Below are 22,960 nucleotides of genomic sequence, written 5' to 3' on the forward strand. Positions count from 1 at the left end.
GGCACCCTGTGGGAGGCCGACCTTGCCGCCGCCTGCCCAACAGCCAAACACAACAGGCCTGGGCGCCAATGCCTGGGTCAGCCCTATCAAGGGCAATCAGATTTGCGTGCACTGCAGTACCCCCCTTTGGGGGCCAAAGCAACGCAACCACGATCCACCGGCCATACTCCATAGATGGCCCTCAAGCAGGAGAACCTCACCATGCTGAGCTGGGACGAATTCGACAAAGAAGACGGCGAAGTAGCCGCCAAAGGCAACACCCCTGCGCAGGCCACTGCCGCTGCCACCCTCGACAAGCTGGACAGCGCCGGCGGTGCCGCCGCCCTGGAAGCCCGTGCCGCCACCGCTGCTGATTCCGAAGCCGTGAAGCGCGCCAAGGCCGCCCTCGACGCCCTCGACATCGCCGAAGGCCTGGCTGAGCTGGAAGGCTCGTCGGCCCGCGTCGCTGTTGACGAAAAGCGCATGATCAACTGCCGCGCCGACCTCAACCAGTTGGTACCGTTCAAGTACGACTGGGCCTGGCAGAAGTACCTGGATGGCTGCGCCAACCACTGGATGCCGCAAGAGGTCAACATGACCGCCGACATCGCACTGTGGAAGAGCATGGACGGCCTGACCGAAGACGAGCGCCGCATCGTCATGCGCAACCTCGGCTTCTTCTCCACCGCCGACTCGCTGGTCGCCAACAACCTGGCCCTGGCCGTGTACCGCCTGATCACCAACCCGGAATGCCGCCAGTACATCCTGCGCCAGGCATTCGAAGAGGCGATCCACACCCACGCCTACCAGTACTGCATCGAATCGCTGGGCATGGATGAGGGCGAGATCTTCAACATGTACCACGAGATCCCGTCGGTCGCTAAAAAAGCCGCCTGGGGCCTGAAGTACACCCGCGCCATCTCCGACCCGGAATTCAACACCGGCACCGTAGAAACCGACAAGGAGCTGCTGCGCAACCTGATCGCCTACTACTGCGTGCTGGAAGGCATCTTCTTCTACTGCGGCTTCACCCAGATCCTGTCCATGGGCCGCCGCAACAAGATGACCGGCGTGGCCGAGCAGTTCCAGTACATCCTGCGTGACGAATCGATGCACCTGAACTTCGGCATCGATGTGATCAACCAGATCAAGATCGAAAACCCGCACCTGTGGGACGCGGCGATGAAGGAAGAAGCGACCCAGATGATCCTGCAAGGGACCCAGCTGGAGATCGAATACGCCCGCGACACCATGCCTCGCGGCGTACTGGGCATGAACGCGGCAATGATGGAAGACTACCTCAAGTTCATTGCCAACCGTCGCCTGACCCAGATTGGCCTGAAAGAAGAATACCCAGGCACGACCAACCCGTTCCCGTGGATGAGCGAGATCATGGACTTGAAGAAAGAGAAGAACTTCTTCGAGACGCGCGTGATCGAGTATCAGACCGGTGGGGCGTTGAGCTGGGATTGATTGCCCGGACTGTAGATTTTCACTTTCGCCTAAATTTCTTTAACCGATTCTGAACTACTCGTAACAGGCAGCATGGAGCGAATGCAGGGAGCCTTTGGGATCTCTGCATTCAACCCCCACAAAACTCTCCCTACCCTCTATCCATCGGGCCATGATCCTGATGAGGCAAACCATCTGACATCGCGTCTCGCTTAACCTCGCGGTTGACGAGTAAACCAGTTTTGGTTAATCTTACTTTGCAACTGGTTGATAAGAGGTTTACGGGAGAGAAGAAATGTTCACACAGTTCGGTAAGCTGCTTAGAAAGATCCGCATCGATCGCGGAATGCTTTTGAAGGACATGGCCGCAGGCCTGGACGTTAGCTCGGCTTACCTGTCTGCCATTGAAACCGGCAGAAAGGCCGTCACGGATGACGTCGTTGCAAAAGTAGCCGAATACCTTGGCTACCCCACCCATTCGGATGAATACCAAGAATTGTACGACGCCGCACAGATCACCAAAGGCGAAGTCTCGATCAGCACCCTAGGCGCCTCACCCTTAAAGCAGCAGGCAGCACTCGCTTTCGCACGTCAATTTAACGAACTGGAGGGAGACGACATGGAAAAGATTCTATCGCTTCTGAAGGCAGCTAAGAAACCACGAGGTTAAGAGCATGAGCGGACCATCTTACGAGGTGCCGCCCCTGAGCCTGATGAACATCATGGGCTCGTCCAGCGGGATTAGGGATTATTTCAAAATGCCGGACGGGTCCTTTCCCATCATTCAGATCCTGGAATGGGTCCTACCAGAAGTCATTCCGGGGTTTGAATTCATTCAAGGAACGAAAGCGGAAATGGGGGCCAACCACGGGTTGACAATACCCAGCCAAAAACAAATCTGGCTCCGAGAGGATGTGTACGATCGAGCGGCGGATGGGCACGGAAGAGACAGATTCACAGCCGCGCATGAATTAGGACATCTCCTTCTTCATGGCTCGATCAGCCTTGCATTTCACCGGAGCAGTCAGGGGCTGCCGAAATACAGGTGCAGCGAGTGGCAAGCCGACAGCTTCGCCGGAACGCTCCTCATGCCACTTGAAGGCGTAAAAAAATGCACCTCAGTTGCAGAGATTGCACAAATCTACAGAGTCTCCGTCAAAGCTGCGGAAACCCAAAACAGCATCTACTCCCAAAAGGGACTGATGATAAAACTTCCATGATCCAGTCGCCACTGGATTATGGAACATGGGGGCGATCCTGGAGGAGCCCTCACTTGCGCGTCAGTAGCGGCGGGTATTCTAGTCGACTCTCCGCAATTTGCAAGAAAAATCTCCTTCAGGGAGGAGGTGAATCATGAATGGAACGTAAACCAGCACCACCAGGATTCAAATGGGTGTTCACTCGTTACCGTCGAGTCAAAAACTCTGATCGGGTTCTCGACGCACACGAGTACGGTTACGAAGCCTGGGCCTTCTTGGTCCGTGGCTGAATGACCACACCCTGCTCGTAAACTAGAAACGAGCGGATCAACAGGGGTCGAGCTATGAGGTTAGGTTGCAGCCTGAATCTCTAGCCGCCAGCGCTGTGAAACCTTCGATGCAGCGAAGCTCAAACGGTGTTTTTTAAGGAAACTGAAATCAACCTTAGCACACCGCTTGACGACCATACCAGAAGGGAGGCTCACAAAGGTAAGCTTTCATGAAGACCTGCCCTATCAATCGGCCTGTCCACGTTCGCCAATACTTCCGCTATCGCCGCGGTCGTACGGAGATTGTGCGACCTCACTGCCGACGTCGACGCAGACGTTAACTGCTAGGAAGGGCGCCTTCGGCGCCCTTTCGCCGCCCCCGCCTTCGCACCTGTCACCGCCCGCTAGTGGCCAATTGACTGCACTCTAGTTTTCTTCATAATGCCCGCATTGGAAGGTTATTTAAGTGGGCAGGGATGACTACGAATGTAATTTGTCGCATGAAAAAAATGCTCGCCAGCGACTCACGCTGGTCCTTTACCCTCCCAGACTCCCCAAACCTGCTCGCCTTTGTGGACGACACAGGATTTGACAAGCTGGCGATCCGTGGTGATCACGCTATGGTATTCGCCGGAGACGGACTCTTGGTGGAGAAATGGAAGCAGTGGTTCACACAACCGAAGCTAGATTTCGACGAGCTTCCGCCTGTCGAACGCGAGATCGATGATCCACTTGAACCCGAGCCAGTGCTCATCAGTCTCATCAGGACGTCATCATGCGAAATCTTGTACGAAACGGAAGATTTCCTTGCTTATGGTGAATCGGCGAGCTTCGCAGGTAGCGGCGCTTCGTACGCCAAGCGATGCTACGTTGAGAATGGATGCTGCCAAACCGCCGTTGCAACGGCAGGTAAGCACGACCCCGCTACAGGTGGGGAAACTAAATTCATTGACCTAAGCACACGGCAGCACAATCTGTCGCAGATCTCAGTCTCGCTGCGAGACGCTACGCAAGCTTTCATGGAGAGAGGAATTGTTATGGATATCACTACCAAGGAGGAAACAGCTTTCCTTGAACTGGTGGAATGCTTCTCCGACTTCGATGTTGGAAGCGCTCGCCTCTCTGCCCCGATAGGAAAATCTGGCCACCACTGGACCGACCACGAGAAGGGAAAACTTTTCGCAGCGCTTCAGGATATGAAACGCCACGAGGAACAGCAGCCCCCCATTACCTGCTAAGCAATCTACTTGGCTAGGTTCTGTACGAAAAAAGATGTCGCAAACACCGCATGGAACAAGCCAGTGAGACCATGGCGGCATAGCTTTTCGCGAGCTTGTCGAAGCGTGTCACGATGCGGCGGTTCTTTTTCAGCCAGCCAAACATGCGCTCGATAATATTGCGCTGTCGGTATTTGGGCCGATCAAACAGTCTGGGTAAGCCGGGTTTGGGTTTACGTTTCATTGAGCGCAGCGGGATGACGGGCTGCATTCGATACTGGTCACAGTAGCGGCGAAGCGCTTCGGCGTCGTAGCCTTTGTCAGCAAGCAGCCATTTGCAGCGTTTGCGCGGACGACCTCGCTGGCTTGATGGAATGCTGACGTCGTCCAGCAGTGGCTGGGCGTAGCTAATGTCACTGGCTTGACCGCCAGAGAGCAGAAAACGCAGCGGTATCCCGTTCGCGTCGCAGAGCATGTGAATCTTGGTTGTCAGACCACCGCGACTGCGGCCTAGAGCGTGATCGGCAGGCTCGTCAGCCCCCCTTTTTTCCCGGCGCCAGAAGAGGCTCGGGTTGCACGTACAGCAGTTGAGTCGATCATCCAGGTTTGCAAATCGATCGAGCCTTGCTCATTCAGTCTCAGATGCAAGCGTTTGAGCATCTGATCGAATGTGCCGTGGTTTCGCCAACCCCGAAACCGTTGATACACCGTTGACCATGGGCCGAAGCGTTCTGGCATATCTCGCCACGCGGCCCCCGAACAGAGTACCCAGAGCACACCATCGAGCATCAAGCGGTCGCTCAGGCGGGGCCGTCCCCGACCATGGGTTTCAGTGGAGAGATCGGCGACCACAGTCCATGCCTCATCCGAGAGTTCTTAACGCTTTGCCATCACAGAATTCCTTTCCGTAGATGGCGGGACCCCTACAGAACTTGAGCTTCCGAGGGGCGCCGATTCGGTACAGAGCCTAACATCCAGGCTCCATATGAGATTTCGAGACAGCTAATCGGTCTCAATGGCTAGAATAAGGAGAGCATCTGAGATATTTCCCGGCATGCCCCAATATTTACACCAAGCATTCAAACCACTCGGTGTAAGCATTGGTGGTAAACATGACCGATCACTTAAAAAAAGCCTCATACAGCAAGAGCATAGGAATGGAAACTATCACTCTAGATCAAAGTCCAGATACCCTTGCTTTGTAACCTGAGCGACTCTGTTAGCCATATACTCAATAGCCGAGTTGTATTCCCTTCGATACAAAACCCCCAACGACAGCATTAAGCTATGTTCAATATCGGCTTCTGCGACCTCAATATAGGGCAGTATCTCCTTAAGGTCTATCTCATAGAGCCCTTCACCAAGACCATTACCCTGAGACGCAATGGCCTTAATCACACTATCCGACGGATGCTTCATCTGAATGAAGTCACATGCCGTTGAGAAAAGCTTGTACGAAAACGTATTTTTAACGCTAGGACTAACCTTAGCTGAAAATAGTTCTGCAACTACAGTTGCTCCACCTCGCCGATCAAAGCCCTCTTCGTATCGCACGACGTACATTACGCTAGTCATGTACTCCTCTATGAGAGGAGGACCAACAACATAATTGTCATCAATTGATCGCATATCCAGCCCAAGCATTTTGCTTACCGCTGGCGCTACATAAAAAGCGAGATAGTCAAATGAATCGATTTCCCTCATAAACAACAGGGTGTTCGAAAAAATATTATAGAATCCTATTTCCTCAGCACATTTACGATAAAAATTTTGTTTCCTCTCCGTATCTAAACCAACAGCCAAGAAGGATGCGCAGTAAAATTCTTGTATCGACTTATGAATGAATTTATATTCATCATAACCATCTTTAATCAGCAAATTAGTGATTTCTATTAACTCTGAGGCGATGACGTCAGCGACCGTTGACTCCTTACTAAAATAACTCAAGGACTCAGAAATCAAACCTGCCAGTTCGTTAAAGCTGAAACTAGCCAATGATTGCCGCTGTGAAATAAAGCAAAAATAATCAAAAACATTACGATAGATGCTTCTGTCGTCGTTCCAGTGACGCGCTCGAGAAACGCCACCTTTTAAATTATCATGCTTCAAGAATACTGTGTCGAAAATATTCTTGTAAAATTGAGACAGTGACTCTGGTATTGATATCCCCAAATTATAGCTTACGCAAAAAAGAACCACTAGAATCGGCGACCGCAAAACACTGTCAGTTTCTTTATGGAAGTGGCTTCTCTCTAGCGCACCACACAACTCTTCAGCCTTGCTTGGGTCATTGCATGCCTTGTGTATAATCGACCGTACTTGCCTTGGCTTTAAAAATTCCACACGATATATATCAACGCCGACCAAGGCATCAAGCTCAGTATCTGGGCGGGTTGTACAAATGATATTGCAATTGTACTTCCTTACGAGCTTGTCAATCTCCTGAAACAAAGAAGCCTTGTGGTCCGATGGGCATTCATCAAAAGCATCCAGAAATAGCCGAACGTTGCTATCGTTCAATATCTTCTTCAAACCACCCGGGCTAAATTTAATACCCTGAGCCGATAGATTTTCGGATATGGCTACCTCGATCTCGCCACCTGAATAATGCTTCAACTCATAGAAAAATGGCAAACGACTGATTTTAGATATATTGTTGGATAGCAGTTTTCGTAAAATCGTTGACTTACCCTGACCTGCAAGACCCACAATCAGCGATGCTCGACTTGAGTTATCCAGCGTCGTCCCACTCTCAACCTCAATCCTTGAGTGCCCTGAAAGCTCTAAAGGCACATAGATCTCATCTACATGGACATAGCTATCTGGTGAGGCGATCGTCTTGATTAATAAATTACCCGAACAAGACTTTAGAAAATTTTCCTTAAAATCCGAAAATGACGAAAGTTTGTACTTCAACACCAACGAATCGAATACATCTGATACTACTTTACTTTCAGCTATTTTTTTGGGAGCGCCGGTAGCATTCACCACAGCAACGCCTGCAGCCATAGGTTCCATAAAAAATAATTTCCTATCCTAACGAAGCAACTGACGCGCACTAACCAATACCAATTTAGCGAAAAATATCTGGAACATCAAGTCATTGTAGACCTGCAGCTCGCCATTAAATGTTCGAGTCATCGGTCACCGACAAAGATAGCGCTACCCTACATCAAATATCGCGCACCTGCTAAGAAATTAGCTCTGACTCAGCATACACATAGTTTGCTGATAGCCACGTACGACTAAAGTTTACGCAAAGTATTCCAACAGGAAATCCAGCATCGCAAACTTCATACGCCCCATAACCTCCGAAGCATGCTAAAATTCTTCGAAGTGTAAAATATCGGTCGCGGTAGGGATAGCAGTCACCTGCCACCCCCCGCACAGATCCGTACGTGGGAACTACCGCATACGGCTCCTGCCTTGGGTTTTGACGCCTAAGCGCGCTATGGGATAGGGATGCATAGGTAGCTCTCTCGCATAGGGTATGAACAGGCGAGCCAGCGCAGTCATTCGCGCCCAATTCAAGCGATGTCGCTGACTTCTTCGCTTGAGGGCATGCCTCCACGCACCGATAATTTCACGGCGAAAAACATCGAGTCGCCGTGTATTGCCGGGGACGTGGTAGTAGTTGCAATAGCCTTTGAACAGACGGTTCAGTCACTTACCGATCACCGGGACTGGCTCATGTCTGCGCTTATGTAACTGCGCCCGTATCTCGCTAATTGTCGCTCTCATGCGCTTGGCAATGGTCACACGGTTAATCACAATCATTCCGTTCGGTGTTTGATCGCAGATATGCGTAAATCCGAGAAAATCAAAAGTTTCTGGCTTTCCTTTCCCACGCTTTCTGCAATCCTCAGCCGCGAACCAGCCAAACCGCAGCAGGCGTGTTTTCTCTGAATGCAGTTTCAGGTTGAATTGGCCAAGTCGAGCTTCCAAGGCATGGCGAAAGCTCCACGCATCTTCGTGCCTCTCAAAGCCAAGTACACTGTCATCCGCATATCGCACGGCAATCATCTGCCCACGCACGGTGCGCCCACGCCATTGCCTGACCCACAAGTCCATTACGTAATGTACGTAAATGTTACCCAGCAGCGGTGAAATGGGAGCACCTTGCGGAGCCCCGTCTTCCGGGGATACACTTTCCATTTTCGAGAACACCTGTGCGTAGCCATCGAGCTATCAAAGCCAGAATTCCTCTATCCGCGATTCGTTGTTGTAGGAAGCACATCAGCCATTCGTGGTCGATGGTATCAAAGAACGTTTGAATATCTACGTCCAGTACCCAACGAACACGCGAGTTCTGTATTCCTACTGATAACGCATCCAATGCATCATGTTATCCTCGACCAGGACGAAACCCATACGAGAGCCCGAGAAAATTTTGCTCATAAATTGCATTGAGCATTTGTACGACTGCGCCCTGGACGATCTTATCTTCCAAGGCGGTCACGCCCAGAGGTCGCTCGCTACCGTCTGCTTTTGGGATATACGCCCGCCGGACAGGTTTGGCTCGATAGCGACCACTGTGCACGTTGTCGTGTAGGGCTTTGAGCTTTTTGAGAAGACCTTGCTCGTACTCTCGCCACGATACGCCATCTACACCACTGGCAGCATCTCGCTTGAGATTGTAGAAACTCTCGTGCAACAGCTCGACCGTTACATGGTGCAGCAACCTCGTGAACTTGGCCCGGCGATCACGCCAGGCTGCTTGAGGTACAGCGAGCACCCCTGACAACGCACTTGTCCGGCCCTGAGTCCGGTATGCGGAAGGCTGTTCACTGTTCCCCTTGGCTAATTCCCTTTCCTCCATTACCTCCGTTGAGCCAAGCTCATTGTTCGGCAACTTCTCAGGTACTACGGAGTTATCCGACTTCTCATCCGCGTAGACGGCAAGCTCTTGGCTTGCGGCCTTTCTTGCCCCGTCTGGCGTGTCAAGACCAGACACGGATGAGATCTCCCAGCTTCCGTACAGTTGACTTCCCAGCATGCTCAGGGTCTACGACCGCGCAGGGCGTGACATATGACTTGCGATTATCGTAATGCACACTGTGGCCTTCCGCTTCGCATAACAGCGTCGGCGCCCCGGACTCATGATTTCGCGGCTCAATGGCTGGCCTGCTGGTTTCCCCTGCCAACGCTTCGCCGTACACCTCACGGTGCACAACGCATGACTCGGGGTCGAGGTGTTTCGCCATGACTTCTCTCGTAGGGACTTTCACCCTTTATCAACTGCCAGCTTGGCTGGCGCACTACGCGATCCATAAATACCACCTGCCCAACAGTGGGGTAACGGGTTACCGTGGCATCTCTAGCGAGCAGTTCCACGGTAGCAACGCTTCGTAGTCTGCTACCTACGAGGCGTGTGGTAGCCGTTCCTGTAGCATAGTCACGCGCAGTCTTTCGACTGAGTTTTATTTCAATAACTATAAACGCACCACTGATTTCATCTTCTAGTATTATATCTGGCCTTAGGACATCTGACGGCGTGCCGATGTTTTCATCGATACTGTAAAATCTTGGCTCAATGAGACTGCTCAATACACGACACGCTTCATGGGCGACCCGTGGGCGATCACGGCCAACGTTTTGCTCAACGGAGTGCTCTACAGTTCCTTTGATCTCTTGGCTTAACTGGCTTTAATCATATCTAATCGCTTCATAACAGCTGCCACTCCCAATAAGGCTCCCCTTACCGGCCAAAGTTTCAAGCCACCTCTGAATTTCTTTCTCAGGCCTCACTTGCAAACATGCCTCCTCCATGATGTATCGGTTATATTCATTCAACAATTTGTGCTGCCAGGTAGGTGCCCTGCCCTTGAGCGCGTTAGCAAACGGAGTACGAAGATGGAATCTACCGCTGTTCGCGCTACCCGAGCCTCATCTGGCGCGCGGGAGAAAAAAAGGGGCCTGACGAGCCTGGCGATCACGTTCTACGCTGCAGTCGCGGCAACCTGACAACTAAAATCGACCTACTCTGCTGCGCCATCGGCACACCATTGCGCTTTCTCCTCTCTGACCGTCAAGCCAGTGACATCAGCTGTGCCCAGCCACTGCTGGACGAAGTCAGCATCCCGTCGAGCCAACGGGGCCGCCCGCGCAAGCGCTGTAAATGGCTGCTTGCTGACAAGGGATCCATGAGCCATTGATCCATCTCCACCGCTAGATTCCGCTTCGAGTGGATCCTCCCGAATAGTACCCTTCGTCAGCGCCGTCCTGCCGGGAGCAATCGCTGCCGCAACCATGTGAGTATTGAGCTGGCGCTCTGTCCAACACAAGATGAATACACACCGTAGTTTTCCAAAATTTAGAAAAATTATTTCAAGCCCTATCAACCGAGTCACGCGGCAGGCGGTCTGAAGCAATGGTTCGTTTCACCATGCACTGAAAACCTACGCACGCTGAACATCAGGAAGGCTGCCAATTGGCAGCCTTTTTTACGAGCGCAATTTGCCACTCAACGTTTTCAGTCCAACCGCTGCATCCGCAGCTCGTGCGCAAGCATGTCAATGAAGGCCCTGACCTTGGCCGAACCATACTTGCTCTCCCTGTGCAGCACATGAATCGGCCAGGGGGCCTCCTCGTATTCGGCCAGAATCACCTGCAACTGGCCGCTGGCCAACTCGTCTGCGACCTGATACGACAACAGCCGTGCAATCCCCAACCCACCGACGGCCGCCGCAATAGCCCCATCATTGCTGGTGACCATCAGCCGCGGCTTCATGCGCACCAGGGTGGGCTCATCGGTGACCCCGAAACGCCAGCCGGCCCTTGGGGAAAGGTTGGTGGTGCCGATCACGGCATGGTCGGACAAATCCGAGGGATGCCGTGGCATACCGTGGCGCGACAGGTACCCGGGCGAGGCGCACAACATGCGCCGCACCTGGCCCACGCGCAACGCCCTGAGCCCGGAGTCGGGTAACGGGCCGATGCGCACGGCCACATCCATGCCCTCCTCCACCATGTTCACCACCCGGTCGAGAAAGTAGGCAGACACATCCACCTGCGGGTAGTGCTGCAGGTAGCGCACGATACAGGGCATGACAAATTTCTTGCCAAACAGGCTAGGCGCCGTCACCGCCAGTTCCCCTTTAGGGTTGGCGTTGATGCCGGCAGCGGCTTCGTTGGCCTCATGGAGGCTGGCCAGGATATGCCGTACGTCCTCCAGGTAGCGGCTGCCGGCTTCGGTCAGGCGTACGCTGCGCGTGGTACGCAGCAGCAGTTTGACCCCGAGCTGTTGTTCCAGGGCGCTGACCGCACGGGTGACGGCAGCCGCGGAGATATCCAGGCGGCGGGCGGCGGCGGCAAAGCTTTCCAGCTCACCGACTGCGACAAACACCTTCATCAGGTGGATCTGGTCCATTCAGGCTCCAAAGGCTCGAGGTAACGGTAGCAGGGTACACCGCGGGCTTATTCCTTGAGGGCCCAGCGCAGGGAAACAGCAGCTGGGCGCCACACTACCTGCTCCACACGCAACGCCCATAACCGCTGTGCGCCTTCAAACAGGTGAACCGCGGGGCTTTCCAGCAGTACCTCGGCGTGCCCGCTTAGCTGCAGCACGCTGCCGCTGGTGAAATCAATGAACAGCAAACCGGCCAGCGGGTTCAGCAGCAGGTTGCCCAGCGTGTTGAAGTGCAGGTTGCCAGCATAGTCCGGGATGGTCAGAACACTGCCTGCTACCTTGATGAACCCCGGACTGCCGCCACGGTGAGACACATCGACCGAGCGCTTGCCGTCGTCATGCTCCACGTAGCTGGCAACGAAGAAGGTATCGGCGGCCTGGATCAATGTTCGGGTGGCCGCGCTCAGGGTGGTTGATTCCTCACGTCGCTGGGCGGGCGCATCGACGCGCTTGTAGTCACGCGGCTGAATGTAGCGCGGGCAGTTACCAAAGGATTGCTCCACTGTGACCTGCAACTGGCCTGACGCCGAGTGGCGGATCTGCCCATTGAGACGGTTGCGTCGACGCGTGTGCAGTTCGATACCCAGCAACCCAATGGCCTGCCCAGGCCGCAACCCGGGGGTAGCGGGGTCATCCACTGATAACCCGGCGTCGATGGTCAGTTGTTGGGGGCTCGGGGAACGGATGAACCCCTCCGGCCCCTCCAGCAGGGTTGCCCAAGGCCGGCCCTGGGCATCCACACTGGCCGCCACCAGGAACGGCAGTTGCTGGAAAAAGCTGCGGTGCTGCTCGGGCATGTGGTCACGAATGACCTTTTGCCCGACCGCCTCCATGCGCGCCGCTACCCCGGCCATTTCCTGCAGGCTTTTCTCGCCCGCATGCCAAGGTGAGGCGCGGTGGTGCTGAGGCTGTTCCATAACGGCGCTCCTCGTGAGGGCGGAGTGTCAGGCGCTGGTCTGCAACCCGATGACGGTGCGCGGCATGGGCACGAAACCAGGCAACCCTTCGATGCGCGCCAGCCAGTTACGCACGTTGATGTAAGGCTCCAGCGATACGTTGCCCTCAGGGGCATGGGCAATGTAGGAGTAGTTGGCGACGTCAGCGATGGTGGGTGTATCACCCGTGAGGAAGGGTGCTTTGCCCAACTCGGCGTCCATTACCTTGAGCAGGGTGTGGGCGCGGGCGATCACTTCGTCGGTGTTGAACGAGGCCCCGAATACGGTAACCAGCCGGGCCGCAGCAGGGCCAAACGCCAACGGCCCTGCCGCCACCGATAGCCAGCGCTGCACACGTGCAGCCGCCGCAGGGGCCTCCGGCAACCAGGCCCCCTCGCCGTATTGCTTGGCCAGGTAGACCAGGATGGCGTTGGAGTCAGCGATCACAGTGCCATTATCCTCAATGACCGGCACCTGCCCGAACGGGTTGAGCGCCAGGAAATCCGGCTGCTTGTGTGCCCCCTTTGCCAAGTCGACAAGCACCTGTTCGGTTGGCAGCCCGAGGAGAGAGAGCATGAGTTCGATACGGTGGGCGTGGCCAGACTTGGGGAAGTTGTAAAGCTTGATGGGGCGAGGCATGGCTTGAACTCCTGGTCAGCACCGGGGTGGGCTGGTGGAGCACATGCTGCACCGGATCACAACGCAGAGGAATCAGTGTGCGGGGTAATCCATAATTGCGTGGGGTGGAATAATAAGACCATTAGTCGTGATTGAAGGCCTAGGGCGGGCGAGCCCTCTCCCACAGACAGGTACACACTTAATGCAACACCTGGTCCTGTAGGAGAGTGATGACTGCTACATATCAAACGCCGAAGGTAGCACCACCATGTCGCGGATGGTCACATTGCGAGGGCGCGTGAGCATGTACATGACCGCATCGGCCACCACACAGGGTTCTATGAGGCTGCCAAGGGCCAGGGCTTTCTGCAGGTTTTCTGCCGGCCAGTCAGCGAGCAAGGCGCTGTTGACCGGGCCGGGGGACACGGCCGCTACCCTGATACCCTGGTCTTTGACCTGGCGGCGCAAGGTTTGTACGAAGCAGTTCACGGCCCACTTCGACGCCGAGTACACAGGCTCCCAAGGGACAGGGAAATGCCCGGCGACCGAGCCTGTGACGATGATGTCGCCGGTGCCTTGGGCGACCATGTGTGGCAGCACAGCGTTGATGTTCTTTATGACCGCGTTGACGTTGAGGTTGAGCATGCGGTCGATGGCCAGGGGGTCGGCCTCGGTGAAGTTGCCACCCAGGTAGCTGCCTGCGTTGGCATAGAAAATATCCAACCCGCCGGCCTGATCCACAATCCCTTTGAGCAGAGTGGCACAGCTGTCGTTGTCCAGTAGGTCGATCACCAACGGTGTCGCCTGCGGCCCAAGCCGCTCACATGCAAGCCCAAGGGCGGTTTCATCCCGGTCTATCAAGACCACGTGGGCCCCCGCCAGGGTCATTGCTTCTGCGGTGGCCAAGCCGATGCCAGAGGCGGCACCCGTGATTGCTGCAACCTTTCCTTCCAGTTGATAGGACATATTCAGCTCCTGCTTGCCTTCGTGAGGCATGTTGTAATTGTTTGGGCAGAAATGTTCACGTCTACATTTTTGGCCGTTCAGCCTTGTCACGGAGCTGAATCTAGAGGCGTGATGAGCAGAATGTCAACGTCTACATTTGTAAGCGAATACGTTGATGCTGACTCGGGCTGCCGCCTCAGCTATGCAACGTGCCTTGGATTGTGAGGTCTGCCTGGGTGCGATCGGGCTCGTCTATGGCTTTGAACAACATGCCAATGGCGCCCGCGCCGGCTTCGTAGCTACTGTGGCTGACACACGCAATGGGCTCGCCATATAGTTCGGCGTACGGAACTTGATCGATGCTGAACAGCTGGATGTCCGCCCTCGACAGCCCTTGCCTGCGCAGCGCTTCCAAAGCGCCCAGGGTCATCAGGTTGTTCAGCCCGAAGATGACCTGAGGCCGCGCTCCGCCTTGCAGGTAGGCAGCGGTCCGGTCGCATGCAGGCGCCTGTGTGTAGTCACCCTCAAGCACATCGAGGGTAACTGGATCTGAACATTCCTCTACCGCCTTGCGGATCCCGGCAAGGCGGGCCTGGGTGATGGCCGAGCGCGCGGGGCCACCTACCACGAGCACGTGGCGATGACCTTGGGCAAGCACCGCCCGCATCCCCCGCAAACCGCTTTCTTCATTATCCAGGTATACGCCGGCGAACGTGGCATCGTGGAGCTTCCTGTCGATCTGCACTACCGGTATGGCGGCCTGCTCCAACTTGGGGAGGTAGGCTGGGCAATAATCTTCAGCGTCTGAAACCACTGACAGAATAATGCCTGCCACTTGGTAGCTGAGCAGCGTGTCGACTGCCTTCTCCTCAAGCGCCGGGGAGCCATCTGTGTCGAAAAGCATCAAGGTGTAGTCCCGGCGCTTGGCTTCGCGGGTAATGGCTTTGATGATTTCGCCATAAAAGGGATTGTCCAGGCTGGCGGTCACCAGGCCGATCAACCGGCTTTCCTGGTTTTTCAGGCTGCGGGCAAATGCATTGGGCACGTAATTGAGCTCGCGGGCCACTTCAAGAATGTGCGCCAGGGTCGACTTCTTGACTTTCTCCGGCTGGTTGAGCGCTCGCGATACGGTGACGGTCGTCATGTTCACGCGCTTGGCGATATCGGTGATCGTAGCTTTACCAGGTTTGGCCATGTCGTATCAGCATCAGGAGGCGGTGCGTCGAGGGTACACGCAACATTGTCAGGTGAAAAATGCCGTGCTAGCTTTATTTCAATGTTGACGTTTACATTACCTGCCGATTTGACCCAGCTCTAATCCTGGGTCTTCACACAAGGTCCAAAATGTAGACGTCAACATGAGCCAATAAAAACAACCAAAGGATGTGCTCATGAACTATGTAGTTGGGGTAGACATCGGTACGCAGAGTACCAAGGCACTGCTGATTTCAACTCAAGGGGCGATCGTTGCTCAGGCCTCCGTGGGCTACCAGGTCGAGCAGCCAGAACCACTCTGGGCGCAGCAATGGCCTGATGTGTGGCTGAAGGCGGTTTACCAGGCGGTCGCCAATGCCGTCGCCAGCAGCAGCATCCAGCCAAACGATATCAAAGCCATCTGTGTCAGCAGCCTGTATGGCGGGTCGGGCATACCGGTGGACACAGCGATGATGCCACTGCACCCGTGCCTCATCTGGATGGACCGCCGAGCCACGACAGAAGCTGACTGGGTTCGGCAGAATATCGACCTGGCCTACCTTCACGACACGACCGGCAATGGTGTGGACAGCTACTACGGCTACACGAAGATGCTGTGGATCAAGCGCAACAGGCCAGACGTGTGGGCCAGGACGCATTATCTGCTGCCACCCAATAGCTACGTGCAGTATCACTTGAGCGGGTGTGTGGCCGTAGACCACAGTTCGGCAGGCAATATCGGTGGCGTGTACGACATCAAGCAACGCACCTGGTCAGTTCCCCTACTCGAGCGCTTGGGGATCGACCCCCAGCTCATGCCGCAGCGCCTGGTCGACTCAGGTGAAGTCATTGGTGAACTGCTGCCTTCACCTGCCCGGCTGATGGGGCTTAGCCCTGGTATCCCGGTGGTGGCTGGTGGCGTGGACGCGGCGATGGCAACGCTCGCGGCCGGCGTGCTGACCCCGGGCAATCATGTAGCGATGCTCGGGACCAGCATGTGCTGGGGTTTCGTCAATCGCCGCACAGATGCACACCTAGGGCTTATCAGCATGCCCTACGTGCACAAGCCGGCCGATTACCTTTATATCTTCGGTGGCGCCATCACGGCGGGGGCTTCGATCAGTTGGTTTCGGGAGCAATTCTGTACACGGGAAAAACACGCGGCCGCCATGGGCGTTGGCGTGGACGTGCACCAGTTGATGGAGGACGAAGCAGGCAAAACCCCGCCGGGGGCAGACGGCTTGGTGTTCCTGCCCTATATGATGGGTGAACGCAGCCCCATCTGGGACGCCCAGGCCAGCGGCGCTTATGTAGGCCTGTCGTTGTACCACACCAGAGCGCACCTCTACCGTGCAGTACTGGAAGGGCTGGGCTATGCCCTGCGCCATAATATCGAGCGCGGTCGCCAGGGCGCCGAGCGCCTGGACCCGGAGTTGATCGTGGTAGGGGGCGCCGCAGCCTCCGACCTCTGGATGCAGATCATTGCCGATATAACCGGGTATCCGGTGCTTACCATCGAGCAAGCCGTAGAAGCACCGCTGGGCGCGGCCATGCTGGCAGCGCTGGCCACGGGCGACATTGACGACCTGGCCAGCGTACGTGGGTGGCGCACCCTTGAACGACGCGCCACGCCCAACCCTCGCACCCAGGCGCTATACGATCAGCTGTTCTCGGTCTATTGCGACCTGTATCCCGCGTTGAAGCCCAGTATGCACCGGCTGGCAGGGTTGCCGCCTACTGCGGATGAGCCGCTCAAGCTACCCACGCCGCTGAATATCCCGCCCGCCCCGCCTGCAGTTGAGGGCACTAGCGCCTACCTGCAACCGTCGGGCTAAGGTTTCAGCTCACGTTGCCGAATGCTGAAACGCATAGAGTTTGCGCACGGCATCGATCACCTGAGGCACGCATGCCTGGATATCCTGCTCGGACATCTGATCGAGCAGTTCAATGTTATCTTCCAGGCCGTGCAGCGAAATAGCCCTCAGCAGTGGCTCTTGCGCGGCGGGCAGTGCAGGCCAAGCGGCAACCTGTGTGCCGCGCATATAACCGAAACACCACTCTTCCATCACCGTGACAGGCCCCTGCTCGCTTTCAGTTTCTTCGAACAGCGGTACGAAGTGGTCGACGTCTTCCTCCAACTGCTCCGCCACCTGGCTGGCATAGCGCAGCATCAGGGCCGTGTAGGCCTCCTCATGGGCCGGCTTCTTGAACTTCGGTACGCTGCCACCGGCCACGGCAGGCAACCATTCCCCGGGCTGCACAGTAGACGGGGAGCTGGCCAATGCGGTGAAGAAGCCATTGAGCTCCGCAAGGTTGAGTACGGAGTAATCGTTACCGTAGGTGATGAGCAAGTCTTCGAGGCGGTCGAGCTCTTTATCAGTGAGCGTGGGGAGCATGTACAGGCATCCTGGGAAGTGGAACGTAGGGGCACACTAACATAGCTGATGCCTAGCGAGCCCGCGCAATCCTTGGGCGGGCCGCCCAACAGTCACTGCAACCAGCTTACCAGGCGGTGTTGATTGTTGCTGGCGAGCAAGAGCCATAAGAGGATCCGGCACTTGCGTGGACAAAGCTGGCCTGCCATATGGATACCTTTCGCCTGCAGGTCTATCTCCCCACCGACAAAGCCGTAGGAAGACCGAGCCGTGGGACCACTGCCGGTGCGGGTGGCGACAACTACCGGCAACATTGATGCAATGCTTCCCAACGCTGCCGACCAACTTTCGGAGACATGACCTGCGCCGAAGCCGGCGATCACCAAACCTGCATATCCAAGCTGCGTGACAGCCATCAGAAGATCTGTATCGGCGCCCAGGCATGACTCAAGCAGCGCTACCTTGTGATCAGTACGAAGAGGTAACGGCAGTGCCTCCTTTCTCTTGATTGCATGGTGATAAACGACAGAGCCCTCTAAAAGAAGGCCTAGCGGGCCGCAACTTGGGGACTTGAACGCAGACGTGGACAAGCTGGCTGCCTTGCGAACTCTAGACGCCGCATGAACCTGATCATCCATCACTACCAGCACGCCGCGGCCGCCACTGGTATCCGCCAAGGCAACCTGTGCTGCAGCGATGAGATTGCCAGGCCCATCATTACCAGGCTGACTGGCGGATCGCATGGCACCGGTCATGACTAACGGCGCATCAAATGGCCAAATCAGATCAAGGAAATAAGCAGTCTCCTCCAGGCTATCGGTACCTTGGGTCAAAATAACCGCCACAGCACCGGCTTCTACCTGAGATTTGGCCCACGCGAACACATCCAGCAAAGCAGGAAAATCCAGCGATGCACTGGGCAGGAGCGCCAGGGTTTCCACCTCAAGCAACGCCATAGCCTGCAATTCAGGAACTTGCGCCACCTGCTTCTCACAACCGAGCGCTGGCTTCACGCCGCCTGCCAGCAAATCTTTCCTCATGCTGACCGTGCCGCCCAGGCTGGCAATGGCAAGTTTGGGTAATTGTTTAAGTGTGGTCACAAGGCGCCCCCCGTCAGTAGGCCTACGATTGGCACGATTGTCAGAACACCGATCGCCATGGACGCAACATTGCCAACATACCCATGCATATGGGCTGGCAAACGTTGGGTAATCGCAACCGCCAGGGGCGGAGTGGTGAGCGCCCCCAGTACTGCACTGGCGACTACCACCTGCCAACTTCCACCGTATAACAGCACAGCGGCTGGCACGATCGAGACGATGGGAATATAAGTCGGATACCAGCCTCGTGCCCGCCACTCTCCTCGCCAGAACAACACCCCTATGAGCGAGGCCAAGGCTTGGCCTGTAACGATGGGAATCAGAAGCATTGACCCGTAGGCAGGCGCACCCGGTGCAAGGAGGTAAGCAGCGCCAACGCCTAGCAGTAAGCCGAAGCTGGCCCATTCATTACCGAAAAATGGAGCTTCGGTAAAATCCGCAAGCACACGCCGCACCACCCAGAGTATTCCGTAGTCCGTTTGGCACGCCGGAGCGGGTGTGACCGGCGGTTGGTCAGACCGCACCAGCGCAGGAAATTGCTTGCACAACACGAATGCCAGAATGCTCGCGACGGCCATACCACTTACATTGCCGACCACCGCAGGCAGCTCCAGCGGGTAGCACACGTAATTGACGATCAAGAGGCTTGCCGGCGTTACCAATACGGCACCAAGCACTGCGCCGTTAATTGCTACCTGCCAACCGCCCCCGTACAGAAGCACCATCGCCGCAGGCAATGATACAAAAGCCACGAACGTCGGTTGCCAGATACCGGCGGTGAGTGTCCATCCCCACAGCAGATGGCTCAGCAGCAGACCCAATAACGAGCTGGCAAATACCCAGGGCCATAGCCCACTGCCGTAGCAAATGGCGAAGCCTTGCCAGCGATAACCTCGCAAGCCGGCCCAGTGCGCAATGCATGCTCCCGTCAGCAGGCCAAGCGCGGGCAATTCGTGTTTGTAGAAGGTGACCTCGCTAATATCGCCCACTATCCATCGCAGACGATTGATTGGTTCGTCGAGTGACGCAGTAAGCTGCCCATAATCAAGCCACTGATCGTTTATGAGCCCTGTGACCAGGAGGGTCACGAGGCCGGCAAGAACGTAGAGTGATAGGCGCTGGGGATGCAGGAGTCGGGTAGTGTTCATGTCACCTCCTCACCGTGGCAGAGGTGCATGCAGACGGTAACCCAGGGTTTCGTCGTACAGGTCGGTCCGCCGGTCACGCGGGAGGTCATTGAGGTTGTTCCAGATCGGTGCAGAGCGTGCGCTGCTCAGGTCGATGTCAGCGTAGAGGATGGTCTCCTCCTCTGGGCTCGCTACTTCGCCAATCGGCCAACCATGGGTTCCAGCAATCATTGAGCAACCCAGGAACCGACCTCCTCGCTCGCTTCCAATGCGGTTGGCAGCAGCAATGTAGACGTTATTCACGTGGGCGGCTGTCATGGTCAGATAATTGGCCATGCAGCGGCCGGACTCATCGAAGAGTGGCGGCGGAGTCCATACCCAATTGTTCAAGCTACAGATCAGATCCACACCCTGTGCGGCCATGACGCGTGGTACTTCCGGAAACCAGATATCCCAGCAAATCAGCAAACCGATCCGCCCAATAGGCGTCTCGAATACAGGGAACCCGAGATCGCCTGGCGTGAACCAGAGCTTTTCCTGATTCCACAAATGCGCTTTTCGATAGTGCCCAAGTAATCCATCAGGGCCCAATAAAACAGCGCTGTTGTACAGTTTCATGCCCGCCTGTTCGACGAAGCCGGCTACTACGTACACCTGGTGGTCCCTTGCAAGATCCGCCCATGCAGCAACACTCCGTCCACCTTGAAGCGTCTCCGCATGGGCATAGGCTTCAGCGCGCGAATTGAAGGTGTATCCCGTATTGGCCAGCTCAGGCAGCACAATTAGATTGGCTCCGGCTCGGATGGCTTTACGGGCCAACGCCAGGGTTCTGGTCAGGTTTGCGTTGCGGTGTTCAACGCCGACCTGGGGGTCGGACTGAACCACAGCGATGCGTGCAGGGCTGACCGACGTGTGCATATCTGGCATGACTGCCTCCTTCTTGTGATTGTTCTTGAAGGCGGTCAGTAGAGCGGGGTTTGATCAAGGCTATAAAGTCAGGTGGTTCCTATAGACACGTAGTACACAGCTGCTGGCGGTGTAGGATTTTTTACGGAAAGCACTGTCGGCCCCGCTATTTTTCCACTTGATAGTGCGGGTAGTGCTCAAGGGTGAATGCACCATTGAATGTGGCTGATGTGCGTTCGCATAGATTGATGACAGCATCGAGGGCTGTACGTAGACAAGGTTCTGTCCAGCCAGCGTCTACAGAAAATGACTCGCCGGCCAAGTACAAACCGGAATGGGCACTGAGGTCGCGGTTGTACTTCATCAAGCTGACGGCGTCGTAATAGGTACCCGCCCGATACAGCTTCGCACAACCAAGCGCATTCCTGTCCGTCATCCAACGTTGCACTCGAACATTCTGACAATCGACGTAGGGTGAAATTGGCTGGCCGACGTTGGTGCACTGAAGAAGAATACGATCAAGCTCGGCGATACATTTATTGGCCAGTTCACGCTCTGAAAACGACGCCAGTTTCGTCGCATCGTCCTCCCACGTGTAGCTGAGCAAAATACAATCATCCGCATAATGCTCGTTATAGCGGTAGGCATAAACATCGTGTACGAAGCTGTCGGTGATCAAAATCTGAGGGATTGACGATTGGCTGTCCAGGAAGCTCTTTTTGAGCGGTGCATATACTTTGCAACTCGTCTCCCAATGAGCATGCTTCCAGGCGTCTATAATCCTCTGGGGCAGCATCTGCTGGGTGAAGCCGGCGAGAGTGATATTCGTCTCAATGAGCCAGGAAGGCGTAGTCAAGATGACGCTATCATAGTCTTCGTACACCAACGTACTGGCTTCAGGATCGCTGTGTCGCCATTTATACCCCACTTGGATGCGACCATCTTCCAGCTTCTGCAAGGAGACCACTGCACTGTCAGTCAGCAACCCGTCCTCTCGCTGCACGAGATGTTCATAAGGTGATAGACCTCGTTCAGTAATATTCATGAACATCAGGCTCTCATCCAAAGCAGCCAGGCCCATGTACGCAGGGCCTTGGAATAACACACCCCTGCTGTCCGGCACATGCTCCACCCCGAGGTGAGGCGCAGCGTAAGGCACACCCTCGGGGTCGACACGGCCATGTACCAGCTGCAGGTGGCTGCTGAACCCAAACAATGCTGTACGCAGGGGGTACAAGCAGCAGACATCATAGAAGGCGCCCCAGCTGCCATCGCCGATCCCGATGGAATAGAAAATGGCAGATTCATTTTGATTCATGCCCAACCCGCCAAAATCACCCGGAGTAGAAGGATCCCATTTGATTAGCTCAGGCAGGTTGACAAGGTCTCTGAAAGACAACCGATGATAGCGCTCAACGATTGAAGACCACGCCTGCTCCCACTCGCGTGTTCCATAAATCGAAGCGACATGAGCTGCAAAACGCTGCGCAAATCGTTGCCATTTATCGAAGACTTTTTGAAGCAAGGCGCCCGGTGGTGGTGACACGCCCTCAGGGTTTTTCCAAATCAATAATTTGGCATCATCGGCTTCGTCAACTTGGCCATTTCGTAAGTAAATGCCTGTTGCGTTGACCCATGGTGTTCCGGGATTCGGAAAGGGAGAAAGACGCAGTTCGAACAGGCTCGCGTAGTAGGCCAACAGGGATCGCCCCTCCTGAGGTGCCTCGCCCGTTCTGTTGAAAAACGGCATACGCATGGCGCCCATCTCGAAGGGGGTGCTCGGCGTTTTATGATCACTCGCGCGATTGGCAAGCGTCAAATGGCGGCCGCCTATACGGTTGGACTGCTCAATCACAGTCACACATTCAAAGCCACAACGTAGCAACTCGCGGGCTGCAGTCAGCCCGGTAACCCCGCCCCCGACAACGCAGATACGATGAGTAGAGTGAGTAGCCTGAGCGACACCACCTTGCTGCTCAACTAAGCGACGATAGTCGAAACACAGATCTGGAGGATTGGGAAACCGGGCGGCCCATGGTTCCAAGCGGAGCGCAGGGTCTATTTCCAGACCTGCAGGATGATTGTGGGTTGAACCAATAGTCATTTGTGAACGCTCTTCGTGTTTGAAGAGCAGAAGGATGATTGCTTCGCTAGGCCTCGCTGCGTTTAATAATCACAGCACCATCACCATCAGAAGCAGCAGAGCGAGGCGCTTGTATCTAGGCAGGCCCCAGGG

At 55.5% G+C, this 22,960-nt stretch carries 19 protein-coding genes and 2 pseudogenes; 7 read left to right on the forward strand and 14 right to left on the reverse strand.

The genetic code is table 11. From position 1 onward, the window contains the following. The first annotated feature begins 201 nt into the window (after positions 1-201). The 4 genes from PPA02S_RS19880 to PPA02S_RS19895 all read left to right on the forward strand — a co-directional run bounded on the left by PPA02S_RS19880 (position 202) and on the right by PPA02S_RS19895 (position 4,137). Entirely contained in the window at positions 202-1,452 is a 1,251-nt protein-coding gene (locus tag PPA02S_RS19880; protein WP_028634571.1) for a ribonucleotide-diphosphate reductase subunit beta, read from the forward strand. A gap of 274 nt (positions 1,453-1,726) precedes the next feature. Then, complete coding sequence (locus PPA02S_RS19885; RefSeq protein WP_028634570.1) at positions 1,727-2,101, forward strand: helix-turn-helix domain-containing protein; 375 nt, start codon at positions 1,727-1,729, stop codon at positions 2,099-2,101. 4 nt (positions 2,102-2,105) lie between these two features. Next, complete coding sequence (locus PPA02S_RS19890) at positions 2,106-2,651, forward strand: ImmA/IrrE family metallo-endopeptidase (protein WP_042141850.1); 546 nt, start codon at positions 2,106-2,108, stop codon at positions 2,649-2,651. 748 nt (positions 2,652-3,399) lie between these two features. Next, positions 3,400-4,137, forward strand: a complete 738-nt coding sequence (locus PPA02S_RS19895; RefSeq protein ID WP_042141851.1) for a hypothetical protein — start codon at positions 3,400-3,402, stop codon at positions 4,135-4,137. A 13-nt stretch (positions 4,138-4,150) separates the two neighbouring features. On the opposite strand, the gene PPA02S_RS22870 is transcribed toward PPA02S_RS19895, so the two are convergent. From PPA02S_RS22870 to PPA02S_RS23505, 4 genes are all read right to left on the reverse strand, one after another. Beyond that, positions 4,151-4,968, reverse strand: a protein-coding gene (locus PPA02S_RS22870) for an IS5 family transposase (RefSeq protein ID WP_245614752.1) whose coding sequence is annotated in 2 segments (ribosomal slippage) — positions 4,151-4,653 and positions 4,653-4,968 — 819 coding nt in all. Because the reading frame shifts where the segments join, the coding sequence is not laid out codon by codon here. 315 nt (positions 4,969-5,283) lie between these two features. Then, on the reverse strand, positions 5,284-7,134 hold the full coding sequence (locus tag PPA02S_RS19905) for an NACHT domain-containing protein (protein WP_042141852.1): 1,851 nt from the start codon (positions 7,132-7,134) through the stop codon (positions 5,284-5,286). Between the two features lie 645 nt (positions 7,135-7,779). Then, positions 7,780-8,271, reverse strand: a complete 492-nt coding sequence (locus PPA02S_RS23500; RefSeq protein WP_345940167.1) for a reverse transcriptase domain-containing protein — start codon at positions 8,269-8,271, stop codon at positions 7,780-7,782. 190 nt (positions 8,272-8,461) lie between these two features. Beyond that, a complete protein-coding gene (locus tag PPA02S_RS23505) occupies positions 8,462-9,070 on the reverse strand; it encodes a hypothetical protein (protein ID WP_345940166.1) in 609 nt (202 codons plus the stop codon). A gap of 248 nt (positions 9,071-9,318) precedes the next feature. Here PPA02S_RS23505 and PPA02S_RS23105 point away from each other — a divergent pair, with 248 nt between their 5' ends. Together PPA02S_RS23105 and PPA02S_RS23080 are read left to right on the forward strand one after the other, a co-directional pair. Beyond that, the gene (locus PPA02S_RS23105) at positions 9,319-9,468 is read left to right on the forward strand and encodes a hypothetical protein (protein WP_162180459.1); all 150 of its coding nucleotides are present in this window, start codon (positions 9,319-9,321) and stop codon (positions 9,466-9,468) included. Positions 9,469-9,969: 501 nt separating this feature from the next. Continuing rightward, a pseudogene (locus PPA02S_RS23080) lies at positions 9,970-10,256 on the forward strand (IS5/IS1182 family transposase); the annotation flags it as partial. A gap of 332 nt (positions 10,257-10,588) precedes the next feature. On the opposite strand, the gene PPA02S_RS19915 reads toward PPA02S_RS23080, so the two are convergent. The 5 genes and pseudogenes from PPA02S_RS19915 to PPA02S_RS19935 all read right to left on the reverse strand — a co-directional run bounded on the left by PPA02S_RS19915 (position 10,589) and on the right by PPA02S_RS19935 (position 15,217). After that, positions 10,589-11,485: a LysR family transcriptional regulator gene (locus tag PPA02S_RS19915; RefSeq protein ID WP_028634566.1), complete on the reverse strand. Its 897-nt coding sequence runs from the start codon at positions 11,483-11,485 to the stop codon at positions 10,589-10,591. 50 nt (positions 11,486-11,535) lie between these two features. After that, positions 11,536-12,441 (reverse strand): annotated as a pseudogene (locus PPA02S_RS19920) (pyridoxamine 5'-phosphate oxidase family protein); the annotation flags it as partial. A gap of 27 nt (positions 12,442-12,468) precedes the next feature. After that, positions 12,469-13,098, reverse strand: coding sequence for a glutathione S-transferase family protein (locus PPA02S_RS19925; protein ID WP_028634565.1), 630 nt, complete (start codon positions 13,096-13,098; stop codon positions 12,469-12,471). A 216-nt stretch (positions 13,099-13,314) separates the two neighbouring features. Next, complete coding sequence (locus tag PPA02S_RS19930) at positions 13,315-14,043, reverse strand: SDR family oxidoreductase (RefSeq protein WP_028634564.1); 729 nt, start codon at positions 14,041-14,043, stop codon at positions 13,315-13,317. Between the two features lie 175 nt (positions 14,044-14,218). After that, entirely contained in the window at positions 14,219-15,217 is a 999-nt protein-coding gene (locus PPA02S_RS19935; protein ID WP_028634563.1) for a LacI family DNA-binding transcriptional regulator, read from the reverse strand. A 196-nt stretch (positions 15,218-15,413) separates the two neighbouring features. Between PPA02S_RS19935 and PPA02S_RS19940 the strand changes: the two genes are divergently transcribed. Further along, positions 15,414-17,051, forward strand: coding sequence for an FGGY-family carbohydrate kinase (locus PPA02S_RS19940; protein ID WP_080667880.1), 1,638 nt, complete (start codon positions 15,414-15,416; stop codon positions 17,049-17,051). 9 nt (positions 17,052-17,060) lie between these two features. Here the strand turns inward: PPA02S_RS19940 and PPA02S_RS19945 are convergent, their stop codons facing one another. The 5 genes from PPA02S_RS19945 to PPA02S_RS19965 form a co-directional block, all read right to left on the reverse strand. Then, positions 17,061-17,612 carry a UPF0149 family protein gene (locus PPA02S_RS19945; RefSeq protein ID WP_028634562.1) on the reverse strand — a complete coding sequence of 184 codons (552 nt, stop codon included), beginning with the start codon at positions 17,610-17,612 and terminating at the stop codon, positions 17,061-17,063. 92 nt (positions 17,613-17,704) lie between these two features. Beyond that, the gene (locus PPA02S_RS19950; RefSeq protein WP_028634561.1) at positions 17,705-18,691 is read right to left on the reverse strand and encodes an asparaginase; all 987 of its coding nucleotides are present in this window, start codon (positions 18,689-18,691) and stop codon (positions 17,705-17,707) included. After that, positions 18,688-19,839 (reverse strand): hypothetical protein, encoded by a 1,152-nt coding sequence (locus tag PPA02S_RS19955; protein ID WP_028634560.1) that lies wholly within the window; start codon positions 19,837-19,839, stop codon positions 18,688-18,690. Before PPA02S_RS19955 ends, PPA02S_RS19950 begins: the two co-directional genes overlap by 4 nt. A 9-nt stretch (positions 19,840-19,848) precedes the next feature. Beyond that, positions 19,849-20,736, reverse strand: coding sequence for a nitrilase family protein (locus tag PPA02S_RS19960; RefSeq protein WP_154660093.1), 888 nt, complete (start codon positions 20,734-20,736; stop codon positions 19,849-19,851). A 154-nt stretch (positions 20,737-20,890) separates the two neighbouring features. Next, entirely contained in the window at positions 20,891-22,828 is a 1,938-nt protein-coding gene (locus PPA02S_RS19965; protein ID WP_028634558.1) for a flavin monoamine oxidase family protein, read from the reverse strand. Positions 22,829-22,960: the final 132 nt, after the last annotated feature.

This window comes from Pseudomonas parafulva NBRC 16636 = DSM 17004, from assembly GCF_000730645.1.
Classification (GTDB): Bacteria; Pseudomonadota; Gammaproteobacteria; order Pseudomonadales; family Pseudomonadaceae; genus Aquipseudomonas; species Aquipseudomonas parafulva.